This is a genomic window from Pseudoalteromonas sp. HM-SA03 (assembly GCF_002289345.1).
In the GTDB taxonomy this organism is placed as follows: domain Bacteria; phylum Pseudomonadota; class Gammaproteobacteria; order Enterobacterales; family Alteromonadaceae; genus Pseudoalteromonas.
Genome location: NZ_NSDG01000031.1, coordinates 1 through 23,345 on the forward strand (window position 1 = coordinate 1; position 23,345 = coordinate 23,345).

The window sequence follows — 23,345 nt, forward strand, 5'->3', positions numbered from 1 at the left end:
CGCCTTACGCAGCGGGAGATACAGTGGTAGTATTTGGTGTCGGTTAAACTGATTTGTTTTTTACGGGCTGTTGCCATCGTTTGGTTTCCTCAATCCTTTGAGTGCAGAATTAAAGCTTAGGCTGGATCTTAGGAAGGTGCAAGTTAGTGGTGGGTGTCAGCGATTTGTTTTCATCAGCGATTTGTTTTCAGCGATTTGTTTTCTTCTTGACCAAAATGAACGGGTCGAGCGCCTCGTTGTTCTTTACAATAAGCGACTTTAACAAGCTCTTTATAAATACCTAAGCCAATGAAAAGTATGTTATGTTTGTTCATTCATGCTAGCCTCTGCTGTTTAGTTATTTGACAAACTAAGTATGGGACTGGCTTTAAGCTTAGCCACGAATAAGCGGAGGCTAGCATCATGTAGGATTCATTATGTCTAGGTATAGCAGGAAGGAAAAAACCGTGAATAAATATATATTAGTGTTATTTTGTTTTCTTTTTTCATTTTCTAGTAGTGCACATGATAATTTCACATCAGAGCAACTAATTGAGAAAGCAAAAGTATTTGTAGCGGCAAAAAATGCGCGTCAACAGCCAAATACAACAATTAAAGAGATAGAAAACTATATCTCACTGCTTTCTGATGACTTTATCGATGAACACGTCAAATTTAAATTTACTTATACAGATAAATCTAAACTCCGAGAGGATATGATTAATAAATTAAAAGATGAAGTCATCCATAGTTCAATAGAAATAAATGAGGTAATGGTTGGCGCTAATGTCGTCTTTGTAAAAATGACCGAATCAGGTAAAGTAAAACCTGCTCATTTAGATAAAGCTATTGAATATAATAAAACCAATATTGTTTCACTTGAGTTTAATCAAGCGGGCTTAGTTAAGCGCATTCGTCGACACCACGGGTAATCAATACCATACAAACGCTTTAACACATTAGTGATGGGTGTCAGCGATCNGTCGCGATCAATAGACCTACACATTCGTCGACACCACGGGTAATCAATACCATACAAACGCTTTAACACATTAGTGATGGGTGTCAGCGATCAATAGACCTACACATTCGTCGACACCACGGGTAATCAATACCATACAAACGCTTTAACACATTAGTGATGGGTGTCAGCGATCAATAGACTTAGTGGTGGGTGTCAGCGATCAAGAAGCGATGGGTGTCAGCGATCAATACAGGGCTTAGTTAAGCACATTCGTCGACACCACGGGTAATCAATACCATACAAACGCTTTAACACATTAGTGATGGGTGTCAGCGANCTACAACATAGAGAGCTTTAGTTGTAGCTAAAGTTTGGGTCTCACTTTACCCTAATTTGAGTTGTTATTATCCATACAAAGGCTTTAACCAAGGAACGCAAAATAGCAGGCTTGCGCTCCTTTGTTGCATATTTTATGCCGCTTCTTGGGGCAGTTACACACCCTCATTTTCCCCTAAGGTAATGCAGCTTTCATGTATAGCTTCACCTTCTGTTTTCTCATCAAAAATTTCTAGTTGACTTCATGGGCACTAGCCACTACATTTGTAGTGGTTTAAAACTACAAATGTAGTGGTAGAGGTGATAAGTGAAACTAAGTGAATTTGAATTAGACGTGATGAAGTTACTTTGGCAACAAAATGCATGTACTGCCAGTGAGCTTCATAAATATCTTCTTGCAGATGATACAAGAACAAAAAAAGTGGCTTATAACACAGTCAAAACAATCGTAGATCGACTAGAGCAAAAAGGTGCGGTCGAGCGCTGTGGTCAGCAGAGGAGGTCAATCGTCTATCAAGCAAAAGTGACTCAGCAGGCGCTTTCACAGCAGGCAACACCGCGTTTTATGGATCGCTTTTTTAAAGGTAGTTCACGCAGCCTGATAGCTCATTTCATTAAAGAAGAGAGTTTAGACGATGATGATATTGAGTATTTACAAAACCTACTTAAGAGCAAAAAACAGAAGAAAGAGAGCGACTAATGTTTGATTACTTACTCACCGCAAGCTTGCTCAGCATGTTTAGTTTGACTAGCTGCTATTTTCTGAAAACTGCGCCTGCACGAACGCGCTTTTATGTGTTGGTAGTAGGGTTATTGAGTTGGCTAATTCCATGGCAGCAACTTTCCCCACCCCCTTTTTTAATAGATCTGGAGCTTTACACTATTGAGGTAAGTTCTATTTCAGATTCAGGGTCAACTCCACCGAACAGCATCAAGCAAACCACTTTGCAAACCGAATCAAACTGGCTTTCTGGCTATACCATAAACCAAGTGTTTTCAAATTTGTTTGTATTTCTGACAGTGATAGGTGGAGGACTATTTTTAGCGCGAGTGTGGTCGTATAAAAGGTTACTAAGTGGCATAGAAAAAGGTGCCTACATCAGTGAAGAGCATCAATATCTACACTCATTTTGCACCGTAAAATTTACAGAATTGAGTACCCCAGCAATTACGACAGGCCCATTACAGCACACCATTTGGTTAGATTTTAAGATGAAAGGTCGACCAGAGCTCGATTCTGTGATTGAGCATGAGTTAACGCATATCAAGCATAAGGACACATATTGGTTATGGCTAATATGTGCGACTGAAAGCGTCTTCTTTTGGAATCCACTCTGTTTGTTGTTAGCAAATTTGGCGCGACAACAAATCGAACTCAGCTGCGATGAAAGCTGTATGGAAAAACTGAGTGATAAATATAGATACGATTTGGCCAGCTTACTGTTATCCGAACATCAATACCGGTATGAACATGCGTCATTAGGTCATTCAGTATTAGCCGTATCTCACTCGAAAAGTTTCAATATTCAAAGAGTTAAAACACTAAACAAGGAAAAGAAAATGAAATTATCCCATTTAATGATTATCACGGCAGCACTGTCTTGTAGTGCCTTAGCTGCTAACCAAATCGTCTCTGAAAAGCAGATAACACAAGGAGCTAGTAAACAAAAGAGTGAAAAGTCAGCGCGATATCAACAGCAATTAAGGGAGCTACTCGCTGGGGCGAAAGGCGCGAAATCGAATGATGAAACACAGCTTAAAGCAGCGGTTTCACACATTTTAAATTGGCATAGTAACCGCGGTTCGTTAAATGGTTTTGAAGAGCTGGATATCAAAGTAAAAAGCTTTACCTTGCTCGACCAAACCTATCATAAGCTAGGTCAATACGAAGCAATCTTGACCGCTTACACTAATTGGTTTCCTGAAGGCTCTACTCAACCGCCATTTTTAAAAAATAGATTGGCATCAGCTTATATGCACCTTGGGCAACATCAGCAGGCAGCAGAACAACTAGAGAGTTTATCTGAAAAAATGCAAAGTCGCTTTCAAATCGGTAGCGCTACTGATTTGGCACGCGCTTACATTGAAATGGCAGACTACGATAAAGCATTAGCTGTATTAAACAGTGATGTTGTAACCAGCGCTGAAAATCAAACATATCAAGATATCCTAAGATACTATGCATACGAAAAACTGAATAACCAAACAAAGGTGAACGAGTTGAAAGAGCGTTTACCTACGGATTATGCGAAAACGCCGGCAATATTACCTCGCTTACCTCGACCCGGCTCTTTGTTACTGGCGAAGTTATAAATCATTAAAAAAGCCTGTAAGATGCAGGCTTTTTTAATTTACTAAACTAACCGTGTGCTAGCCGAACAGTTCATCTTCTAGTGTTTTACCGTTAACTAACGACTTGTAACGCCAGCCCTGATCACGGCAAAGCCTGAGTACATCAATATCAACCTGCTGGCCGCTACGATACTCAATAAGTAGGGCGCCACTGGCATTTACTGTCACCTCTTCAACGCCTTGTAAGGTTTTCAAAAGCGCTATGTGACTACTGGTGCCAGACTCTTTAAGTTTTACAGTCAGCGTGGCAAGTTCCGCTTCTTGGATGCGGTCAACAGCAGTTAATTTACCATGCTGTAAATGTAATACCTGATCGCACAAATCATCGAGTTCGACTAAATCGTGTGAACTCAAAATAAAAGTCGTTTCAGATTGAAGCCTTTTTACTAGGTTTCTGATCTCACGAGCATTCACGGGATCTAATCCAGCCGTGGCTTCGTCAAGCAGTACAATTTCAGGCTTTGAAAGTAGCGTTTGAGCAATACAGATACGTTTTCGCATGCCATGAGATAACTCATGAGGTTTGGCGTGATAACAGTCTTTGAGGTCGACAAGCTCAAGCACTCTGTGCGTTTCACGCTCGGCCGCTTTCGCATCTAAACCTTGAAGTTGTCCGTATAAACGTAGCTGATTACTGACAGAAAACCTTGGATCAAGCTGAGCATCCTGTGGAAGTGCGGCAAGGCGACCAAAAAGTGCAGCGCTGCCAGGTTTGTGACCTAAAATCTGAACATTGCCAGCATCTGCATTTAGATACCCGCAAAGTGTGCTAAAAAGGGTGGTTTTACCCGCACCATTTGGGCCAACAAGTGCAATGGGTGAACCTGCGTTTAGGGTAAAAGATACGTTATCTAGTGCGCGCTTTCGTCCATACTCTTTCACTAAATTATTAACTTCAATAATGCTACTCATAGCGTGCGCCTTCTTAATAGTTCACAACTAATTGCAATTAACACGAGGCTATGCAGCACCGGTGTGGCAAAGCGAGTGAGGTTGATATTTTGTGCGATGGTTTCTGTGCCTTGGAATCCAGGAAAAAGATAAAAAAGATACTCCGCGTAAGCGCTGTACTCAAGTGCAAAAGCGACCAAAGTAGCGAGTGTTAAGTAGGTTAAAATTGCGTAAATCATGCTCATTTTGCTTGAGTTAGCAAAGTGATTTGCCACAGACATCAGGGCAATAAATGGCGCAGTAATAAGCGTTAGTTCTAAAACAATTAATGTAGCCCGACTTAGCCCTGTGAGCCACAAGCTTGGGTCGCGCACCACCATTAATATCCAAGCACCAACAGCAGAAATCGCTATGAGCAGCAACGTATTGAATACCTGCCCAACAAAACGGCCAACAACAATTTCCGCGCGAGATGTGCGCAGGGTTAGAAATCTCAGTGTGCCGCGGGTTCTATCTTCTACAGTTTGATCTGCGCTTGAAAAGATCACAAAAAGAGGAAATAAGAAGATTGACCACACTAAGTAGAGGGCAAGCTCCATTTCAGGCCACTGGGCAATACGATGCATACCTACGACGCCAGAAAAACTCTGGATCATGTTTTTGAAGTTGGGGTCGCTGACAATGGATACCGCTTCTGCAATGGCGTAGCGCAAAATGGCATACCAAACCAAAACAAACGCGGCGATGGCTATCCATCCGCGTTTCGTTGCAAACAAGCGTTGCAATTCAAAGATGGCTATTAGGCCAGTTCTTTTTATATTCATAAGGATCCTTGCAAGTGACAACACAGACTTTCACTACTAGAGCGGTAGGCTGATTTTGATTTGAGCGTATATGATTGGCGCTAAAAAAGAAAGTTACTGAACTGTAACAAAATTAAACCAATAAAAAACGGGCACGATTGAGTGTGCCCGTTTCTGAGTTTAAATTTGCTAGCAATTACCAGCCGCAATTACGGCCTTTATTTTGCTCATCTAGGTATTTTTGCAATGGTGCAAAGTAGTCAAGTACTGCTGTTGCATCCATTTCATCTTTACCCGTTAGCGTTTTCAGTGCTTGTTGCCAAGGTTTGCTGCTGCCCATTTCAAGCATGGCATTTAAACGCTCACCAGCTGCTTCCGAGTTGTAAACAGAACAGCGGTGAATGGCTTCTTTGCTGCCAGCAATTTCACAAAGTGATTTGTGGAACTGGAACTGCAAAATATGCGCTAAGAAGTAACGTGTGTAAGGTACATTACCTGGTACGTGGTATTTTGCGCCTGGGTCAAAGTCATTTTCAGTACGTGAAATTGGTGCTTTAACACCTTGATATTTCTCTCTTAATTCCCACCAAGCTTGGTTGTACTCTGCTGGAGAAATCTCACCAGAGAATACTTTCCAGCGCCATTGGTCGACAAGTAAACCGAATGGAATAAATGCAACTTTATCGAGTGCCATCTTCATCAATAGACCGATATCTTTTGACTCATCCGGTACGTTATCCAACAAACCAATTTGCTTTAAGTAGCCAGGTGTTACAGATAGCGCGATGGTGTCGCCGATAGCTTCGTGGAAGCCATCGTTGGCACTTTCTTGGTAATACACAGGCTGTTGATTGTAAGCGCGCTGATAGAAGTTATGGCCTAGTTCATGGTGGATAACTGAGAACTCTTCACCGGTGCGTTGGATACACATTTTGATGCGTAGGTCGTCTTTGGCATCTAAGTTCCAAGCTGATGCATGACATTGTACGTCGCGGTCTTGTGGTTTAATAAATAAAGAACGTTCGTAGAAAGTCTCAGGTAATGGGGCAAAACCCATAGAGGTGAAGAACTTTTCTGCACCTTTTACCATTTTGATTTCATCGTAATTGTGTTTAGCCAGTAGCGCCGTTACATCATAACCCGGATCTGCGTTTTCTGGCGCGACTAGGTCATAGATATTGCCCCAGCTTTGTGCCCACATATTGCCAAGCAAGTGCGCAGGAATAGGCTGGTCTTGAGGCACTTTATCTTCGCCGTATTTCTCGCCAAGCTTGGCTCTTACATGACAGTGCAGCGAATCATATAGCGGCTTTACTTGGTTCCAAGTACGGTCAAGTTCTTTTGCAAAGTCGTCCGCTGGCATGTCGTATTTACTGCGCCACATGGCGCCTGTGTCTGCGTAGCCAAGCTCATTAGCACCTTCATTGGTAAGTACCACTTGCTTTTCATAGAGTGGACGCATCGGTTTCGACACTTCACGCCAACCTTGCCAGATGTCTAAAAGCTCTTCATAGTTGCGGCTATTCGCCATCTTAGCCGTCATGTCGCCAAGGCTTAGGCAAGTGCCATCATCTTTACAGTATTTGCCCTTGCCGTACATACCATCAAGCTCAGCAGTGAGCTTTGCAAGTTCCGCTGTTTTGTCAGCATCTTTTGGTGCAGGTAATGTCAGGTTTAGCTTTAATTTGTCAAGCTTACGGCGGGTATCTTCGCTTAACGCCAAGCCATCAAATTGTGCTGCTTGGTTAGCAAGCTCTACGAGCGCCGCGGTGTATTCCTCATTCACGTCCGCAGCAAGTGAAGCGGTGTCGTGAGTAATAAAGTTTGCATAAATCCAAGCTGAGCGGCTAGAGCGGAAGTTAAGGTCAACCAGTTGTTCTGACGCCTTATCTAAAAATGCAACCGCATCGGCTTCTGATAACGCTTTATTTGTAGTTTCAGTGGATTTGCAGGCAGAGAGTGCAAAAGTACTGGCAACGATGAGTGCGCCAACACTTAACTTAAATCTTGGTTTCATAGGGTTCACTTGTTGTTTTAATGAATACACGAGCCGACTTAACGCTAGGCGGCATTTCAGTATCTATAGCCAGCTACACTAATTGGGTTAATTGCTAAAAATCAGCAAGTAAATTAATCCAATTAGTATTAGTCGTATGAACAACTAATCGTAGTGAGCACGGCTTTTACGCGCAGCAAAGCATCATTTTTTGCTGTGGTGGCAAGAATAATAGCAGGACGACTTTAAAACGACAATTTTGCGATGGACAAACAATGACATGCGAGCGCAGATAAAAGTTGAGTTAGTGTGATTATTCACCATAATTAAGGCATTCAATTGTATCAAAAGGCCGTATTTGAAGCCTGCAAAAAGGAGTGCATATGACTTTAGTTTTATTGGTGATATTGGCCATAGTGGTGGTATTTTGTGTCCGTGATATCAGGGTTAAGTTGATCACTAAACCGCTCTTTAATTATTTCAAAACGTCATTACCTGAACTCTCCCAAACCGAGCGAGAAGCGATGGAAGCGGGGAGTATCTGGTGGGATGGTGCGTTGTTTTCGGGTAAGCCGAATTGGCGAAAGTGGTTAAGTAATGATAAACCAAAGCTGAGCGATGAAGAACAGGCATTTATAGATAACGAATTACATACGCTGCTAAAAATGCTTGATGAAGAAAAAATATCTGAGGCTCAAGACCTGCCGGAAGAAGTTTGGCAATTTCTAAAAGAAAAGGGCTTTTTTGCTTTTATTATTCCAAAGGCTTTTGGTGGTCGAGAATTTAGTGCTCAGGCGAACTCTACCATCGTAGCAAAAATAGCCAGTCGTAGTTTATCTACTGCAGTGACCGTGATGGTGCCAAATAGTTTAGGCCCTGCAGAGCTGCTGCTTCATTACGGTACCAATGTTCAGCAGAATACTTGGCTGCCAAAGCTTGCCTCGGGTGAGGCGCTACCTTGTTTTGCATTGACCTCTCCAGAGGCGGGATCGGATGCTGGTAGCATTCAAGACTTTGCGATTGTGTGTGAGCGTGAATTTGAGGGAGAAAAACAAATTGGACTTGCGGTAACTTGGCAAAAACGATACATCACGCTGGCGCCCGTCGCTGATGTATTAGGACTTGCGTTTAAGGTTTACGACCCGGATCAATTGCTTTCAAATAAAGTAGAGCTTGGGATCACTTGTGCACTTATTCCTACGGCACATGAAGGCGTAAAAACTGGAGATCGACATAATCCGCTGGGGCAAGCTTTTATGAATGGTACAACCAGTGGTGAAGATGTTTTTATTCCAATGGCTTGGGTGATAGGCGAACAGGCAGGTATCGGCAAAGGGTGGCGCATGTTGGTGTCGTGTTTAAGTGCTGGGCGGGGGATATCTTTGCCTGCACTGAGCGCGGGAACCGCTCAATTAAGTGCCAGAACGACTTCGGCTTACGCCGGTGTCCGTCGTCAATTTGGTGTACCTATCTCTGCCTTTGAAGGAGTGCAAAGCGCGTTAGCCAGAATTTACGGCTATAGCTATCTTATTGAAGCGGTGAGACAAACCACTGCGTTGGCAATTGATTTAAAGCAAAGCCCTTCGGTAGTCACTGCGATTGCCAAGTATCATCTCACAGAGCATGCAAGGGTGGCATTGAATGATGCGATGGATATTCATGGCGGCAAAGCCATTCAAATGGGGGAAATGAATTATCTTGCCCACAATTATATGGGGATGCCGATTTCTATTACCGTTGAGGGCGCCAATATTTTAACGCGAAGCTTGATGATTTTTGGTCAAGGTGCAACGCGTTGCCATCCTTTCATACTCAAAGAAATGAGTATCGTACAGCAAGAAGATCAATTAATCGCATTGAAAGAGTTTGATGAAGTGCTTTGCAAACACTTGCAGCATACCGCTGTGAATGGGCTTAGGGCGTTTTTTAATGGCTTCACGCTTGCACGTTTCGAACGTGCGCCAGTTAGTGGTGATGTGGCGGCGTATTACCGACGCCTAACATGGTTGAGCCAAGCGCTTTCTGTGTATAGCGATATCGCTATGTTAAAACTAGGCGGTTCACTAAAACGTAGAGAAATGCTCTCTGCAAAATTAGGAGATGTCCTGAGCTTTCTTTATATTGCCTCGTGCATATTAAAAAAATACGAAGATGATGGCCGTCAGCAAGGGGACTTACCGCTGGTAAAGTTTGCCTTAGATCACTGTCTTAACGAAGCAAGTAAGGCTATTTATGCATTTTGCGATAACTTTACCGCAGCACCTCTGGCATTTTTGTTAAAACGTTTGGCGTTTCCCGTTGGTAAGTGGCTCAAAGCGCCGAGCGATAAATTGGCTGTGCAGGTATGTAGCAATGTTTCTGATCACAACTCGACCCGAGAACGTATCTCGCATCTGTGCGCCGTGGTAAAGCACTCTGCGATAGACACGGTTGAGCACGCTTACTTACTGGAAAAGGCGCATGCTCCACTAATGGCAAAATATCGTCAGTGGTGTAAACAAAATAGCGTGAAACTGGTAGGTAAGACATTGAATGAAAAACTCAGTATCGCAATGGATGACAAGGTGATTGATGATAAGAGTTCTGAAACCATCTTTTGTATTGAAACGTTAGTTGCAAAAGCGATTGCTGTTGATGCAAAAGCGCCCAACTAGTTTGTTGTGACGGAGGATTTTGGCTAATTTGTTAAAAAAGCCCCGACAACGGGGCTTTCCTTTCTTATTCTTGAGTTAACGTGCAAAGGGGTCGGCTAGTACCTTGTCTACGTACCATTTGCCTTTTTTGCGTATCATACTGACACTACGCATGTCGTCTACTTGCTCACCGTGGAGCTGACCTGTAAAAATTAAATTAATTTTTGCGCTGTCGCCATACTGTTCGCGCAGACTTTGATTGGTCATATCGACTTCTATGGTGACTTCATCGTATTGCATATTCACTAAATTTCTGGCGAATTGCGACGCAGTACCGTAAGAGCGCATGATACGCGCGTGACGGGGAGTGGCGATTTTCATTGCAGCGTCTAAATCTTTTTGATTATAGAGTGCGTCAAAATACATTGTTGCGGCATATCCAGGAGTGTCCTTGTCACCACTGACATTATCCTCTGAGCCGCACGCTGAGAGTAAAATCATTGCGGCTAAGACAACGAAAGTTTGCTTAATAAGTGACTTTGTCATGCTAAAATACATCATATGCAGTCTAAAATTATTCACAATAAGTTAAGTTTGTCTGCTAATGGCCGATATGTAAAGCCAGTAAATGAAATAAATATATTATGTGCTAAGGGTTTAAGATGTCTCGTTTAATATCACTAGCTTGGTTCGCTTTGTTTTTAGTAGGGTGTGGATCGCAGCCTGAAATTAGTAAAGGGGTAACAAGCCAGTTGACGCAAAATGGCATAATACTTGGACACTTTTCTAAAGATGGAAAGTGGAGCGTAACATTAGACAGTAATGCTGAAATCCATATTTATGACAATGCCAATCAGTCTGTCATATTCTCAGTACCCAAAGACAAAATAAAAACACCAGTCAAAGAAGTTTTATTGTCAGATGATAAGGAAATGCTCATCGTGGCAGGTGAAAACCTTATCTCAATTTGGTCTGTTCCCAAGCAAAAGTTGATAACGAACGTACCTTTTGCTGGGGTCAGTCCACTTGCTTCAATCTCTGCTTTAGCGCTTTCCCATAACAATCAGCGTTTGCTTGTTGCGATGGATGATGGCTCACTCAATATGGCGGATCTATTCACTAAGTTAAACAATCGTTTTATGCCACATACTCGGCCGATAGAGCATTTGGCGTTTGATAATAGTGGCGACTATTTTGTTACAGGCGCGCAAGATGGGTTGGTTGCCCTTTGGCAATTTGCCTCACCAGAACCTTTATATGAGCATCAATTTAGTCATCGTGTTACCAGTTTAACAGTGAGTCATGATGGCAAGCATTTATTCGTCTCAGATGGGTTGAATGCGCAACATGTACTAGACTTTGAGTCTGGAAAACAGCTCAGTGAGCTAAAGTATATGGCCCGTTTTAAGATGTTTAGAAAGGCCAAATTTATTTCTGACTCAGGCTTACTCGCGACATCATCGTCAAAGTCTCACCTCTCCATCTGGCGCTATGAGAGTGGGGAAGAATTAGGTACTTGGTCTATTCATACTGAGAATGAGGGGGCAACGGTAGTCGATATGTATGTCCCAAACCCAGACACCTTAGTAACGCTAAATAGCGATGGTATGCTTGAGACGTGGGCGGTTAATGTACTTGCTAAAAAGTAAGGGAGTGACAGCACTCCCTTTGTTAATTATCTAAAGCTCAGATTAATTACAGTTTGACAAGCAAATCTTGCAATTAGGTGCGTTGAAATTCGTAAACGCTACCAAGATTGAGTAGTTGGGTGAGTTCATCTAGTGCAGCATAGGACTCTTGCAGTAGGCTCGGATCAGCTAAATCCTGCTCTGTGACTTTATCGCGATAATGTTTATTGACCCACGTGCTTAGTTGAATAAATTTATCTTCACTCATCATTACTTCTGGATTTACCGCTTTTAGCTCAGCTTCATTGAGTGCTACACGTAATCGCAAACATGCAGGTCCACCACCATTTTGCATGCTTTGGCGTAAGTCAAAAAAGCGTACTTGCGAAATCGGATTTTTTGCACCGAGCATATATTCGATATACGCGGCAACGTTATCATTCTTCGCACATTCCTCCGGTGCAACCAGCATCATCTCGCCTGATGGCAAGGTGATCAATTGTGAGTTAAATAGGTAGCTTTTTACTGCGTCTTCAACACTCACTGCATGCGTCGGAACTTCTACAATATGTAAAGGCTTTTCGCCGATATACGCTTGTCTAATTTTGGTTAGACTGGAGGTTTGATCAATGAAGGCTTGATCATGGCAAAACAGCACATTCTCATTGCCCACCGCAATGACGTCATTATGGAACACGCCTTGATCAATCACATTTGGATTTTGCTGGATAAAAATTGCTTGCTTATCATCTAATTGATGTAGCCTTGCAATCGCTTGACTTGCTTCTAATGTTTGCCGAGCAGGATATTTAGTAGGACCCTTTATATCGCTGTTAAAGCCACTTGAACCGTACACAAATAATTGTAGACCTTTACTGCCATGGCTATCGGCGAGGCGAGTGTGGTTTGCAGCACCTTCATCGCCAAAAAAAGGCTGCTCAGGCAAATGCTGGTGATGTACAAAATATTGCGCATTAGCGAACATAGCACGAAGTAAATTCGTGGTGGTTTCGGGCTCTATTGAACGGTGGAATTTGCAGTTTAAATTGGCACTTGTGAAATGTACTTTACCATCGCTGGAATCAATAGAAGGCGATACAGTCCCCGCATTTGCCGTCCACATGGCAGAGGCAGAGTAACAAGCTCGAAGCAATATTGGATCGTGTTTATATGCTTTTTCAAGTACTTGAGCATCGCTACCTGAAAAGCCGACACGGCGCAGTGGGGCTAAGCTCGGACGTGCATGAGGTGCAAATACTCCTTGTTTTAGACCAATATCATGCATTGCTTTCATCTTTTCAAGTCCTTGCAATGCCGCTTCTTTTGGATTAGAGACGCTGGTAGCGTTAGAAAGTGACGCGACATTACCATAAGATAATCCGGCATAATTATGTGTCGGCCCTACTAAGCCGTCGAAATTGACTTCATAAGTCATGAGTGCGGTTCCTGTTGCGAATAGTTATAGCTAACTAGTATGAGGCGGTTTCGCTGGTTTTTAAAGTGACTGAGGTCAAATTTGGCGTTTGTACTTATTTAGCTAACACGCAGTCATTGTAAAATAAATTAATTGGGGATTGGAATTAACCTATGACAACGCAACTCCTCAGTTTTACTAAATTCGATTGCATCCTAGTGAGTCTTATGAGCGTAGTGGTGAACAGCGGAAAAACAATGGCCACAGCCTTTGTTTATTACCCTAGTTAAACCTGCTTTCATTGCAAATTTATCCCTCGTTGCCCACAATAGGGTTAAATTCCTTTTTATATCAAGGCAAACCATGGAAGTTGAACATCAGGAAATTGCCAATTTTTTAGTAGCTTACCCGCCATTTTCGGATTTGCCTCAAGAGGCACTACATAAACTCGCAAGCCAAGTCGAAGTAGGTTACTACCGAGCGGGCAGCGGCATTTTGGAATATGGAGAGCAGATCACTTACCTGTATGTGATCCGATCTGGTGCTGTCGAGCTCTATCGGCGCTCAGGTGAGTTATACAATCGTATTTCCACAGGTGGGATCTTTGGCCAGCGTGGTTTATTGATGAATCGTAAAGTTCGTTTTGGCGCTCAAAGCCTTGAAGATACGCTGGTGTACTGTATTCCTGTAGGCATTTTTGATGAGTATTGCGACGTTTATGAAGCGTTTGCTGATTATTTTGAAGCAGACGATAATGCTAGACTAAAAATCACGGTTTCTGAGCAAGCCGACAGCAACGATTTGACCACGGCCAAAGTGCGTAAACTATTGCTACGCGACGTGGTATACGTTGAACGCAACGCCACGGTACAGCAGGCAGCTCAAGTGATGGCAAAAGAGCATGTGTCATCACTACTTATCTACGATCCCGAGAAACCAGTTGTCGAAGATCCAGATGAAGATGATGGTCAGGTGGTTGGCCTTATCAGTGACAGAGATCTTCGCACAAAAGTAGTCGCTGAGGGGCTGAATTATCAAACTCCGGTCTCTGAGATTATGTCGACTGACCTTATTATTGTTGACTCTAATGCCTACGTCTTCGAAGCCATGATGCTGATGCTAAGAGACAATGTGCATCACTTGCCCGTTGTTCATAAGCGTAAACCGATAGGAGTGGTCGCGCTATCCGATATTTTGCGCTATGAGTCTCAAAGCAGCCTGTTGTTTGTTAGAGGGCTAATGGACCAGCAAAGTGTTGAAGACTTGAGTAGTTACGCCAAACAGCTTCCTGCAATTTTCACTCGCATGGTGAATGAAGACGCCAATTCACACATGATTGGTTCTGCGATGTCGATTATAGGTAAAACGTTTAAACACAAGTTACTCGAACTCGCGGAAGCTAAATTAGGTCCGCCACCAATTCCTTACTGCTTTATTGCCCTTGGTTCAATGGCTCGGGACGAACAATTAATTGTGACCGATCAGGATAATGCACTGATCTTGGATGACAGTTATCAACCCGCTGAGCATGGCGCTTACTTCGAAAAGTTGGCGAAGTTTGTGTGTGATGGTCTAGCCAATTGCGGCTATAAATATTGTGATGGTGGGATCATGGCAAGCAATCCTGTTTGGCGTCTAACTTACAGTCAATGGTTAGCACAATTTGAAGACTGGATAGAAAACCCCAGTCCTGAGGCTTTGCTGAATAGTTCGATTTTCTTTGATCTGGAAGGTGTCTGGGGTGAAACAAAATGGGCTGAGAAACTCACTGCTTTTATTAGTAAAAAGGCCAAAAACACCCCTAAATTTTTGGCTGCGATGGCACATAATGCGCTAAGAAGAACGCCACCTTTAGGCTTTTTTAATGGTTTTGTCCTTGAGCAAGACGGTGAACACAGGCGTTCGATGAACATTAAACGCCGTGGCACAGCACCGCTTTCAGACTTGGTTCGAGTGCATGCCCTTGGTGTTGGTTCTAAAAAACAAAACTCCTTCGAGCGATTAGAAGATATTGATGAGGCAAATATACTGCCAAAGGGCAAAGTGCTAGATTTGCAAGCTGCGCTTGAATACATTGCCATCATGCGTATTCGCCATCAAGCATGGCAAATTGAGCAGGGCGAAAAGCCTGATAACAGCTTGCCACCAGAAACACTCTCTGATTTTGAACAGCGTAATCTTAAAGAAGCTTTTGGCGTGTTAGACAAAGCACAGAGCTTTTTAAAGTTTCGCTATCAAAACAAATCCATGATGAAGTAGCGGTGTAATATGCAAGGCGAGATTATGTCATGGCCAAATCGCTTTCAGCATTTGGTAGAAACGTCGAAAGACCCGAGAATTCAAGCATTTTATAAGCAAGGAGTGGTAGATCCTTACCAGCAATTGAGCCAGTGCGAGTTTGTTGCCCTTGATTTTGAAACTACAGGGCTCGACCCAAACACCGATGATATTGTGAGCGTTGGCGTGGTGCCATTTGATTTACGACGGATCCGCTTGGCTCAAGCGAAGCATTGGTTAGTGAAGCCAACCAGTCCGCTGGCTGAGGAATCTGTGGTACTGCACCGGATCACACACTCACAAGTTGAAAGCGCGCCAGATCTGCAAGATATTCTTGAGGAAGTGTTTGCTTCGTTGCATGGTAAAGTCATAGTGGTGCACTACCAGTTTGTCGAAAAGTCATTTTTCGATTCTGCGCTAAAAGCGAGATTGGGTGAGGGTATTGAGTTTCCAGTGATTGATACGATGGAAATTGAAAAGTCAGCGATAAACAACGCCAGAGGTTGGCTTGATAAGCTCAAACGTAAACCTATTCCTTCGGTACGTTTAGCTGACTGCAGAAAGCGCTATGGGCTTCCCTATTATCAGCCACATCATGCCTTGTCCGATGCGTTAGCAACTGCGGAGCTATTTCAAGCTCAAGCTCAATATTGTTTAGACCCATCAGACATGGTGAAACGCTGGTGGAGCTAACCCCAAATAACAAAAAGGCAGAGCATACACCAAGCTCCGCCTGTAATGAGATTAACGACCGTTAGCTTTTAGGCTCAGTTCGAAGCCCGAGGATCAAACTTACACACATCAGTAGTAGTACAAAAGTAAACGGTAAACCTGTTGAAATAGCACCCGCTTGCAGTGCTTCAATTGCCTCTTTACCGCCGATCCACAATAGCGCTGCAGCAATTGCACCCTCAATACTCGCCCAGAATATACGTTGTGGTACTGGGGCATCTATTTTACCACCAGCGGTAATACTATCGATAACCAAAGAACCAGAATCCGACGAGGTGATGAAGAAAACCAGTACAAGTACAATCGCCGTGAACGAGAGTAAATCGCTCATAGGTAGGTTTTCAAACATTTGGAACATCGCCAGTGGCACTTCAGTTAAGCCATCAGTACCCAGAGCGCCAATGCCATTTTTTACCTGATCGATAGCAAGGCCACCATAGATTGACATCCAGATCACGGTTACCAAGGTTGGGATTAATAATACTGCGGTGATAAACTCGCGTATGGTGCGACCCTCAGAAACGCGTGCGATAAACATACCGACAAACGGTGACCAAGAAATCCACCATGCCCAGTAAAATACGGTCCAACCTTGGAACCATGCTTCATCATCACGACCATGTGGATTACTTAGTGGAATGATGTTTTCAACGTAGGCCATTAAAGTCGTCGGAATATTACCCATGGCAATCGCAAAACCTGCAATACCAACGAATACTAATAACACAAATGCAATTAACATATTAACGTTACTAAGTATCTTTACACCGCCATCAATACCGCGAACAACCGAAATAATCGCAAGGGCAGTAACGCCCACAATCACGGCAATTTCTAGACCGAGACCTGCTTCTATGCCAAATACATGTTGGATCCCAGCACCAGCTTGCTGTGCGCCCAGACCGAGTGATGTCGCAAGGCCAAACAAGGTAGCAAGAACGGCGAGAATATCGATGATATGGCCCGGCCAACCCCAAGCTCTGTCTCCTAAAATAGGATAAAAGATTGAGCGGATCGACAGTGGTAAGCCTTTATTGTAGGCAAAGAATGCTAAAGAAAGCGCGACAACGGCGTAAATGGCCCAAGGATGCAAACCCCAATGGTACATGGTCGCGCCCATTGCAAGTTCCGCCGCTTCAGGAGTGTTTGCTGCAACATTTAACGGTGTTTTGTACCAGCCAGTGTAGTAGGCGACAGGCTCCGCTACACCCCAAAACATCAGACCAATCCCCATACCTGCTGCAAATAGCATCGCCAGCCATGACGCCCGAGTGTAGCTTGGTTTGGCGTTTTCACCACCTAAACGGATTTTACCGTAAGGCGATAAAACGAGCACCAAACAAAATAGCACAAAGAAATTACCAGACCACATAAATAGGGCATCAAAGTTACCTATGATATCCCACTTTATGCCGTCTAAAGTGGTTTTAGCTGTGTTTGCATCAACTAATAATACGGCGACTAAAAACGCCAGTATTAATCCAGCACTTACACCAAATACTGGGTTATGTACGTCAAACCCCCACTTTTGAACATTGTCTTGTCCAACGGTGTAGTCTGTATTATCGATGCTGTACTTATCGTGGTGATTGCCCATGATATCCTCTTGTTGTTCTCATCGTGATACGACACCAAGCTGATATACTGAATTAATCGCTAGAAAATGGTTGATAACAATTCGACATAAACTAACTATGCAACAAAGCAAAATGTAATCTGGCTATTAATGCTAATCGTTAGCGGTTTAGAATGACTTTATCAGCCATATAATATGCTAGCCATAAGCCACAAAAACTACTTAGTCTAGTTTAGATTATTTAGCGTATTCATTCGATTTGTGCGTTTCAATCACATCAGCCGAATGACTATCTAAATATATGATGGGTTTATGTTAGTTACAGCGACAATACTGCCTCAATACTTGTAATTAAGATAAACCAACCGAACCGTTATGCTACTAAGCTATGGTATCAATATATTGTGTCAACTTGATATTCAGTCGATGCTTCAAAGCAGCAACTTTTTAGTTTTAAGTTGTACTGGCAGGTGAATATTCAATGCCAACTAAAACTATCTCTACTAGTTTAGGGGGTGAGATTGAAAAGTAAATGGCTACTGAATTTTTTATTTAAAAATCATCACATTCATCAACTAGACATGAAGAGTGATGTAGACTAAAGAGTTTTTCTTTGATGGCATGTGAAAAAAAACCCCTCTTGCGAGGGGTTTTGGGTAACTCAGCGCCTTTGGCACTGGGAATGAGGTCGGTACATTTGTAAGTTAGGGTGTGTCTTACGACGCCTCAAACTGCATTTCAGGGATCTCACCGTCGACGATAAGCTTGCCTGCAGTTTTGCTGATTATTTCATCAACACTAACACCCGGTGCGCGTTCTAGCAAATGGAATGCGCCGTCTTTTACTTCTAACACAGCTAAATCTGTTACGATTTTCTTTACACAATTTACGCCGGTCAGTGGCAATGTGCATGATTCAAGTAATTTAGAATCGCCGTGTTTGCTAGCATGGGTCATGGTCACAATGATGTTGCGTGCACCAGCAACTAAGTCCATTGCACCACCCATGCCTTTGATTAATTTTTTCGGGATCATCCAAGACGCGATATTGCCTTGTTGATCAACTTCAAATGCACCTAGTACCGTCAAGTCTACATGACCACCACGGATCATGGCAAAGCTTTCCGCACTATTAAAAATTGCTGCACCTGTCGCTGCTGTCACGGTTTCTTTACCCGCGTTGATCATATCAGCATCAACTTGGTCTTCGGTTGGGTAGGGACCCATACCTAACAAGCCATTTTCCGATTGCAGCATCACTTCGATGCCTTTTGGCACGTAGTTAGCCACTAAGGTTGGAATACCTATGCCTAAATTAACGTAGTAACCGTCTTCAAGCTCTTGCGCCACGCGCATCGCAATTTGTTCACGATTTAAACCCATGATTGCCTCCTATTTGCGCGTTGTGACACGTTCAATACGTTTTTCAAAGTTACCCTTGATCACGCGATTGACATAAATACCTGGGGTGTGGATTTGACTCGGCTCAAGTTCACCCGGTTCTACGATTTCTTCAACTTCCGCGACGGTGATTTTTCCGGCTGTCGCTGCCATTGGGTTAAAGTTCATTGCAGTATGGCGGAACACCAAGTTGCCATAGCGATCTGCTTTCCAAGCCTTAACAATAGCAAACTCACCGGTAATTGATTCTTCCAAAATATATGGTCGGCCATCAAATTCTTTTACTTCTTTACCTTCCGCAACGGGAGTACCGTACCCTGTTGCCGTGTAAAAAGCAGGGATCCCAGCGCCACCAGCGCGCATCTTCTCTGCAAGCGTACCTTGTGGTGTTAATTCAACGTCAATAATGCCATCGAGAAGTTGCTGTTCAAACAGCGCATTTTCACCAACATAAGAGGCGATGATCTTCTTAATTTGACGATCTTTAAGCAAAATACCTAAACCAAAGTCGTCGACCCCACAGTTGTTTGAAACCACGGTAAGTTCTTTTGTTTGCAGGCGCTTAATTTCTGCAATTAAGCCTTCTGGAATACCACACAAACCAAAGCCACCTGCGATGATGGTATCGCCGTCTTTAAGACCCGTCATCGCTTCGCTGTAGCTTGATACGACTTTATCGAAACCGGCCATAAGCCCACTCCTAATAATGTTATTGTTTTAAGATTGACAAGTTTGTTTGAGTGCCAACGACACTTTACTGCTTGGTGTCTTGCCTAGCGCATCACAAATTGTCCATCCTGCTTTTGCTAGCCTTTCTAAATCAATTCCACACTCAATGCCAAGTCCTTGCAGCAAGTAAACTACATCCTCAGTGGCAACATTTCCTGACGCGCCTTTGGCGTAAGGGCAACCACCTAGACCTGCAACGGCGCTATCAATAGTTGCGATCCCCATTTGCAGGGCCGTGTGAATATTCGTTAATGCTTGTCCGTAGGTATCATGGAAATGCACCGCAAGCTTGTCAGCAGGGATATGTTGCAGTAACAAGGTGAGCAGCAGCTGGACCTTTTTAGGCGTACCAACACCTATGGTGTCGCCTAGGCTGATTTCATAACAACCAAGTGACAACAATTGTTTACATACCGCTAAAACTTGCTCTGGTTGTACTTCACCTTGATATGGGCAACCAACCACACAGCTAACATAACCTCTTACTTTTATGTTGTTTTTTTGTGCAAGTTCAACAACGGGACGAAAACGTTCAATACTTTGTTCAATCGTGCAGTTGATGTTTTTTTGCGTAAATGCCTCACTGGCGGCAGTAAAAATGGCAAATTCGTCGACCTGATTTTCTAGTGCAAGCTCTGCGCCTTTAAGGTTTGGCGTTAGGGCGCTTATTTCAACGCCTTCACTACGCTCAAAGCCTTGGATCACCGCAGCAGAATCGGACATTTGTGGCACCCATTTGGGTGACACAAACGCGCCTGCTTCTATGTGCTTGAGGCCAGCGTCTTTTAATGCGTTAACCAGCGAGATTTTAGCTTCTGTGGCAACACTGACCTCATTTTGTAAGCCGTCACGTGCGCCGACTTCTACAATTTTGACCTTAGCCGGATACTGAGACATTAGTCTTGCTCCTCAACAATCGCCAGCATATCGCCATGACTGACCAGTTCGCCTTCTGCATAGCAGTATGAAGTGAGCGTGCCATCAAATGGTGCATTGAGCGTATATTCCATCTTCATGGCTTCGATTATCACCACGGCATCGCCTTTATTAACTTGGGTACCGACGGCTAACAAATGCTTAACCACGGTGCCGTTCAATGGCGCTGCCAGCGGTGCAGCTTCGTGCTCATGATCGCTAATGTAATGCTTTGACTTGAGTTCAACGGTATGTTGATACGGGCCATACATAATAGTGATCGCGGTTTCGGTCACAATGGCACTGGCGTGTAACCTTGCACCATCAATCACCACTGTTAACTGGTGTCCATTTAATTCACATTCAATTTGGTGGATTTGCTCGTTAAACGAAACCTTCCAACCACCTTGAGATTGATAGGCACAGGCGACATGATCTGCAAATGGTAAATCCACTTTCGCGGTTTGGTTAAGCCTAAAGCCTAAGTTTCCCCACACCGTGTTTTTACATGGTTGTTGGTGGCTAAGGTAGGCCGCACTTGCTAATAACACCATTTTATCCAGCGGCGTATTCGATTGAGTTAATACCTCAGTTTGCGTGTCGATAAAGTGGGTATCAGGCGCACCAGCTGTGAAAGTAGGGTGGCCTGCTAAGTGATGCAAAAATGCAATATTGGATTTTAAACCACACAGATGTACTTGCTCTAAACTCGATTTTAATTTGAGTAACGCTTGTTCACGATTTTTGCCATGAACAATAAGCTTGGCGATCATAGGGTCATAAAATGGACTGATCTCATCGCCTTGCTGCACGCCAGTGTCAATTCTTACGCCATCTTTGGCTTCAGGAAAGCTAAGGTGTGAAAGTACACCAGAAAACGGCATAAAGTTTTCTTCAGGGTCTTCTGCGTAAATGCGCGCTTCAAAGCTATGACCAGATAACGAAACCTGCTCCTGAGTCAGCGGTAGCTGTTCACCCGCAGCAACCATCAGTTGCCACTCGACTAAATCAAGATCAGTTACCATTTCTGTCACTGGGTGCTCTACTTGCAGGCGAGTATTCATCTCCATAAAGAAGAACTCATCGCCACATAATAAGAACTCTACTGTACCTGCGCCGCGATAGTTAATCGCTTGCGCACAGCGTACTGCTGCTTCACCCATGGCTTTGCGCATAGCATCACTCAAACCAGGCGCGGGCGCTTCTTCAATCACTTTTTGGTGACGACGCTGTAGTGAACAGTCTCTATCGCCGAGGTAAATACAGTTACCGTGACTATCGGCAAAAACTTGTACTTCAACGTGACGAGGCTTATCAACAAACCGCTCAAGCAGTACTAAGTCATTGCCAAAACTCGCTGCAGCTTCACGTTTAGCGCCATGCAGCGCCGATAAAAACTCGCTGCTTTCTCGTACCACGCGCATCCCTTTACCACCACCGCCGTAAGCGGCTTTGATAAGTACCGGAAAGCCGATTTTTTCAGCTTCTGCCTGTAAGAAATCATCTTCTTGTTTGTCGCCATAATACCCAGGGACCAAAGGTACATTAGCGTCATGCATGATTTCCTTGGCACGAGTCTTAGAACCCATCGCTTCAATAGAACTTGCCAGCGGACCGATAAACGCAATGTTTGCCGCTTCACATGCTTTGGCAAATACTTCATTTTCAGACAAAAAACCATAACCTGGGTGGATGCAATCGACGCCCGCCGCTTTGGCGACTTCAAGAATTCGGTCTGCGACCAAATAAGACTCTTTACTTGGTGCCGGACCGATATGATAGGCTTCGTCAGCTGTTTTCACATGCATCGCATTGGCATCTACATCAGAATAAACTGCCACTGTGGTTAGGCCCAATTTCTTTGCGGTGCGCATCACGCGGCAGGCAATTTCACCACGGTTCGCGACTAGAATTTTAGTTAGCATGTTGACTCCTATTCGCTTGCGGCTGTTTGCCAGCGTGGTGCTCGTTTATCGAAAAAGGCGCTAAGCCCTTCTTGGCCTTCGTCACTTACTCTAATTTCAGCGATACGCTTTGCGGTATGGGCGATCAACGCTTCATTTATTTCTTTACCAGCAACTTCGCTGATCAGTGCTTTGGCACTTTTCACAGCAGCAGGGCCATTGTTAAGCAAGGTCTCGAGAAAATCCGCTTCGCTTTTTGCTAAATCATCGCTCAATTCGTGAATTAAACCCATTTCTAGCGCCTTTTCACCATCGAATACTTCGGCTGTTAAAAAATAGCGTCGCGCTTGGCGTTCCCCAATGGCTTTAATGACATAAGGACTAATTACTGCCGGAATAAGACCAAGCTTGACTTCGCTTAAACAGAATTTAGAGTTGCGCTCAGCAATGGCGATATCACAACAGGCGATCAACCCAAGCGCACCGCCAAAAGCAGCACCTTGCACCAAACACAGCGTTGGGTGAGGGCAAGTGGCCAGCACTTGCATTAATTTAGCAAGTTCTAAAGAATCAGCGACGTTTTCGTCATAGTCGTTGTCTGCCATGGATTTCATCCACGCCAGATCAGCCCCCGCTGAAAAGTGTTTACCTTCGGTTTTTAATACCAGCGCTCTGACATCGAGGCCGCTGGCATATTCGATATTCTTAATGAGTTCGGCAATCACCTCCGCATTGAAGGCATTATGTTTTTCTGGGCGACTTAGCTCTAAAATCGCCACTTTGCTTTTTGTTATAGTTAAAGTGACAGGCATAAGT

Annotated in this window: 18 protein-coding genes and 2 pseudogenes; 7 read left to right on the plus strand and 13 right to left on the minus strand. The window is 43.7% G+C overall.

What is annotated here, in order from left to right; genetic code table 11:
* Both CKO50_RS23645 and CKO50_RS23925 read right to left on the minus strand, forming a co-directional pair.
* Positions 1–77, minus strand: a pseudogene (locus tag CKO50_RS23645) (Mobile element protein); the annotation flags it as partial.
* A gap of 129 nt (positions 78–206) precedes the next feature.
* Positions 207–314 (minus strand): annotated as a pseudogene (locus CKO50_RS23925) (IS110 family transposase); the annotation flags it as partial.
* A 132-nt stretch (positions 315–446) separates the two neighbouring features.
* Here CKO50_RS23925 and CKO50_RS06610 point away from each other — a divergent pair.
* From CKO50_RS06610 to CKO50_RS06620, 3 genes are all read left to right on the plus strand, one after another.
* Positions 447–911 carry a hypothetical protein gene (locus CKO50_RS06610; RefSeq protein ID WP_095727517.1) on the plus strand — a complete coding sequence of 155 codons (465 nt, stop codon included), beginning with the start codon at positions 447–449 and terminating at the stop codon, positions 909–911.
* A gap of 675 nt (positions 912–1,586) precedes the next feature.
* A complete protein-coding gene (locus CKO50_RS06615) occupies positions 1,587–1,979 on the plus strand; it encodes a BlaI/MecI/CopY family transcriptional regulator (protein ID WP_095727518.1) in 393 nt (130 codons plus the stop codon).
* The gene (locus CKO50_RS06620) at positions 1,979–3,592 is read left to right on the plus strand and encodes a M56 family metallopeptidase (RefSeq protein WP_095727519.1); all 1,614 of its coding nucleotides are present in this window, start codon (positions 1,979–1,981) and stop codon (positions 3,590–3,592) included. The genes CKO50_RS06615 and CKO50_RS06620 overlap by 1 nt, the downstream gene beginning before the upstream one ends.
* A gap of 57 nt (positions 3,593–3,649) precedes the next feature.
* Here CKO50_RS06620 and CKO50_RS06625 read toward each other — a convergent pair whose 3' ends face one another.
* The 3 genes from CKO50_RS06625 to CKO50_RS06635 form a co-directional block, all read right to left on the minus strand.
* Positions 3,650–4,543 carry an ABC transporter ATP-binding protein gene (locus CKO50_RS06625; protein ID WP_095727520.1) on the minus strand — a complete coding sequence of 298 codons (894 nt, stop codon included), beginning with the start codon at positions 4,541–4,543 and terminating at the stop codon, positions 3,650–3,652.
* A complete protein-coding gene (locus tag CKO50_RS06630; RefSeq protein WP_095727521.1) occupies positions 4,540–5,346 on the minus strand; it encodes an ABC transporter permease subunit in 807 nt (268 codons plus the stop codon). Before CKO50_RS06630 ends, CKO50_RS06625 begins: the two co-directional genes overlap by 4 nt.
* 175 nt (positions 5,347–5,521) lie before the next feature.
* The gene (locus tag CKO50_RS06635; RefSeq protein ID WP_095727522.1) at positions 5,522–7,342 is read right to left on the minus strand and encodes a M2 family metallopeptidase; all 1,821 of its coding nucleotides are present in this window, start codon (positions 7,340–7,342) and stop codon (positions 5,522–5,524) included.
* A gap of 362 nt (positions 7,343–7,704) precedes the next feature.
* Here CKO50_RS06635 and CKO50_RS06640 point away from each other — a divergent pair, with 362 nt between their 5' ends.
* The gene (locus CKO50_RS06640) at positions 7,705–9,975 is read left to right on the plus strand and encodes an acyl-CoA dehydrogenase (protein ID WP_095727523.1); all 2,271 of its coding nucleotides are present in this window, start codon (positions 7,705–7,707) and stop codon (positions 9,973–9,975) included.
* A gap of 75 nt (positions 9,976–10,050) precedes the next feature.
* Here CKO50_RS06640 and CKO50_RS06645 read toward each other — a convergent pair whose 3' ends face one another.
* Positions 10,051–10,500 carry a hypothetical protein gene (locus tag CKO50_RS06645; RefSeq protein WP_095727555.1) on the minus strand — a complete coding sequence of 150 codons (450 nt, stop codon included), beginning with the start codon at positions 10,498–10,500 and terminating at the stop codon, positions 10,051–10,053.
* Positions 10,501–10,616: 116 nt separating this feature from the next.
* On the opposite strand from CKO50_RS06645, the gene CKO50_RS06650 reads away from it, so the two are divergent.
* Entirely contained in the window at positions 10,617–11,603 is a 987-nt protein-coding gene (locus CKO50_RS06650) for a WD40 repeat domain-containing protein (protein ID WP_095727524.1), read from the plus strand.
* 73 nt (positions 11,604–11,676) lie between these two features.
* Here the strand turns inward: CKO50_RS06650 and astB are convergent, their stop codons facing one another.
* Positions 11,677–13,017: an N-succinylarginine dihydrolase gene (gene astB / locus CKO50_RS06655; protein WP_095727525.1), complete on the minus strand. Its 1,341-nt coding sequence runs from the start codon at positions 13,015–13,017 to the stop codon at positions 11,677–11,679.
* Between the two features lie 342 nt (positions 13,018–13,359).
* Between astB and CKO50_RS06660 the strand changes: the two genes are divergently transcribed.
* Positions 13,360–15,255: a DUF294 nucleotidyltransferase-like domain-containing protein gene (locus CKO50_RS06660; protein ID WP_095727526.1), complete on the plus strand. Its 1,896-nt coding sequence runs from the start codon at positions 13,360–13,362 to the stop codon at positions 15,253–15,255.
* A 9-nt stretch (positions 15,256–15,264) separates the two neighbouring features.
* Positions 15,265–15,966, plus strand: a complete 702-nt coding sequence (locus CKO50_RS06665; RefSeq protein ID WP_176474619.1) for a 3'-5' exonuclease — start codon at positions 15,265–15,267, stop codon at positions 15,964–15,966.
* A 61-nt stretch (positions 15,967–16,027) separates the two neighbouring features.
* Here CKO50_RS06665 and CKO50_RS06670 read toward each other — a convergent pair whose 3' ends face one another.
* From CKO50_RS06670 to CKO50_RS06695, 6 genes are all read right to left on the minus strand, one after another.
* On the minus strand, positions 16,028–17,602 hold the full coding sequence (locus CKO50_RS06670; RefSeq protein ID WP_095727527.1) for a BCCT family transporter: 1,575 nt from the start codon (positions 17,600–17,602) through the stop codon (positions 16,028–16,030).
* A gap of 695 nt (positions 17,603–18,297) precedes the next feature.
* Complete coding sequence (locus CKO50_RS06675; RefSeq protein WP_010378611.1) at positions 18,298–18,963, minus strand: CoA transferase subunit B; 666 nt, start codon at positions 18,961–18,963, stop codon at positions 18,298–18,300.
* A gap of 9 nt (positions 18,964–18,972) precedes the next feature.
* Positions 18,973–19,671: a CoA transferase subunit A gene (locus tag CKO50_RS06680; protein ID WP_095727528.1), complete on the minus strand. Its 699-nt coding sequence runs from the start codon at positions 19,669–19,671 to the stop codon at positions 18,973–18,975.
* Between the two features lie 27 nt (positions 19,672–19,698).
* Positions 19,699–20,607 carry a hydroxymethylglutaryl-CoA lyase gene (locus CKO50_RS06685; protein WP_095727529.1) on the minus strand — a complete coding sequence of 303 codons (909 nt, stop codon included), beginning with the start codon at positions 20,605–20,607 and terminating at the stop codon, positions 19,699–19,701.
* Positions 20,607–22,550 (minus strand): acetyl/propionyl/methylcrotonyl-CoA carboxylase subunit alpha, encoded by a 1,944-nt coding sequence (locus CKO50_RS06690; RefSeq protein ID WP_095727530.1) that lies wholly within the window; start codon positions 22,548–22,550, stop codon positions 20,607–20,609. Before CKO50_RS06690 ends, CKO50_RS06685 begins: the two co-directional genes overlap by 1 nt.
* 8 nt (positions 22,551–22,558) lie before the next feature.
* On the minus strand, positions 22,559–23,341 hold the full coding sequence (locus tag CKO50_RS06695) for an enoyl-CoA hydratase-related protein (protein WP_095727531.1): 783 nt from the start codon (positions 23,339–23,341) through the stop codon (positions 22,559–22,561).
* Positions 23,342–23,345 lie beyond the last annotated feature (4 nt).

Excerpts from the sequence above, each read along its gene's own strand:
- CKO50_RS06620 (WP_095727519.1), top strand. The coding sequence starts at position 1,979 with ATGTTTGATTACTTACTCACCGCAAGCTTGCTCAGCATGTTTAGTTTG.
- CKO50_RS06625 (WP_095727520.1), bottom strand. The coding sequence starts at position 4,543 with ATGAGTAGCATTATTGAAGTTAATAATTTAGTGAAAGAGTATGGACGA.
- CKO50_RS06630 (WP_095727521.1), bottom strand. The coding sequence starts at position 5,346 with ATGAATATAAAAAGAACTGGCCTAATAGCCATCTTTGAATTGCAACGC.
- CKO50_RS06635 (WP_095727522.1), bottom strand. The coding sequence starts at position 7,342 with ATGAAACCAAGATTTAAGTTAAGTGTTGGCGCACTCATCGTTGCCAGT.
- CKO50_RS06640 (WP_095727523.1), top strand. The coding sequence starts at position 7,705 with ATGACTTTAGTTTTATTGGTGATATTGGCCATAGTGGTGGTATTTTGT.
- CKO50_RS06645 (WP_095727555.1), bottom strand. The coding sequence starts at position 10,500 with ATGACAAAGTCACTTATTAAGCAAACTTTCGTTGTCTTAGCCGCAATG.
- CKO50_RS06650 (WP_095727524.1), top strand. The coding sequence starts at position 10,617 with ATGTCTCGTTTAATATCACTAGCTTGGTTCGCTTTGTTTTTAGTAGGG.
- astB (WP_095727525.1), bottom strand. The coding sequence starts at position 13,017 with ATGACTTATGAAGTCAATTTCGACGGCTTAGTAGGGCCGACACATAAT.
- CKO50_RS06660 (WP_095727526.1), top strand. The coding sequence starts at position 13,360 with ATGGAAGTTGAACATCAGGAAATTGCCAATTTTTTAGTAGCTTACCCG.
- CKO50_RS06665 (WP_176474619.1), top strand. The coding sequence starts at position 15,265 with ATGCAAGGCGAGATTATGTCATGGCCAAATCGCTTTCAGCATTTGGTA.
- CKO50_RS06670 (WP_095727527.1), bottom strand. The coding sequence starts at position 17,602 with ATGGGCAATCACCACGATAAGTACAGCATCGATAATACAGACTACACC.
- CKO50_RS06675 (WP_010378611.1), bottom strand. The coding sequence starts at position 18,963 with ATGGGTTTAAATCGTGAACAAATTGCGATGCGCGTGGCGCAAGAGCTT.
- CKO50_RS06680 (WP_095727528.1), bottom strand. The coding sequence starts at position 19,671 with ATGGCCGGTTTCGATAAAGTCGTATCAAGCTACAGCGAAGCGATGACG.
- CKO50_RS06685 (WP_095727529.1), bottom strand. The coding sequence starts at position 20,607 with ATGTCTCAGTATCCGGCTAAGGTCAAAATTGTAGAAGTCGGCGCACGT.
- CKO50_RS06690 (WP_095727530.1), bottom strand. The coding sequence starts at position 22,550 with ATGCTAACTAAAATTCTAGTCGCGAACCGTGGTGAAATTGCCTGCCGC.
- CKO50_RS06695 (WP_095727531.1), bottom strand. The coding sequence starts at position 23,341 with ATGCCTGTCACTTTAACTATAACAAAAAGCAAAGTGGCGATTTTAGAG.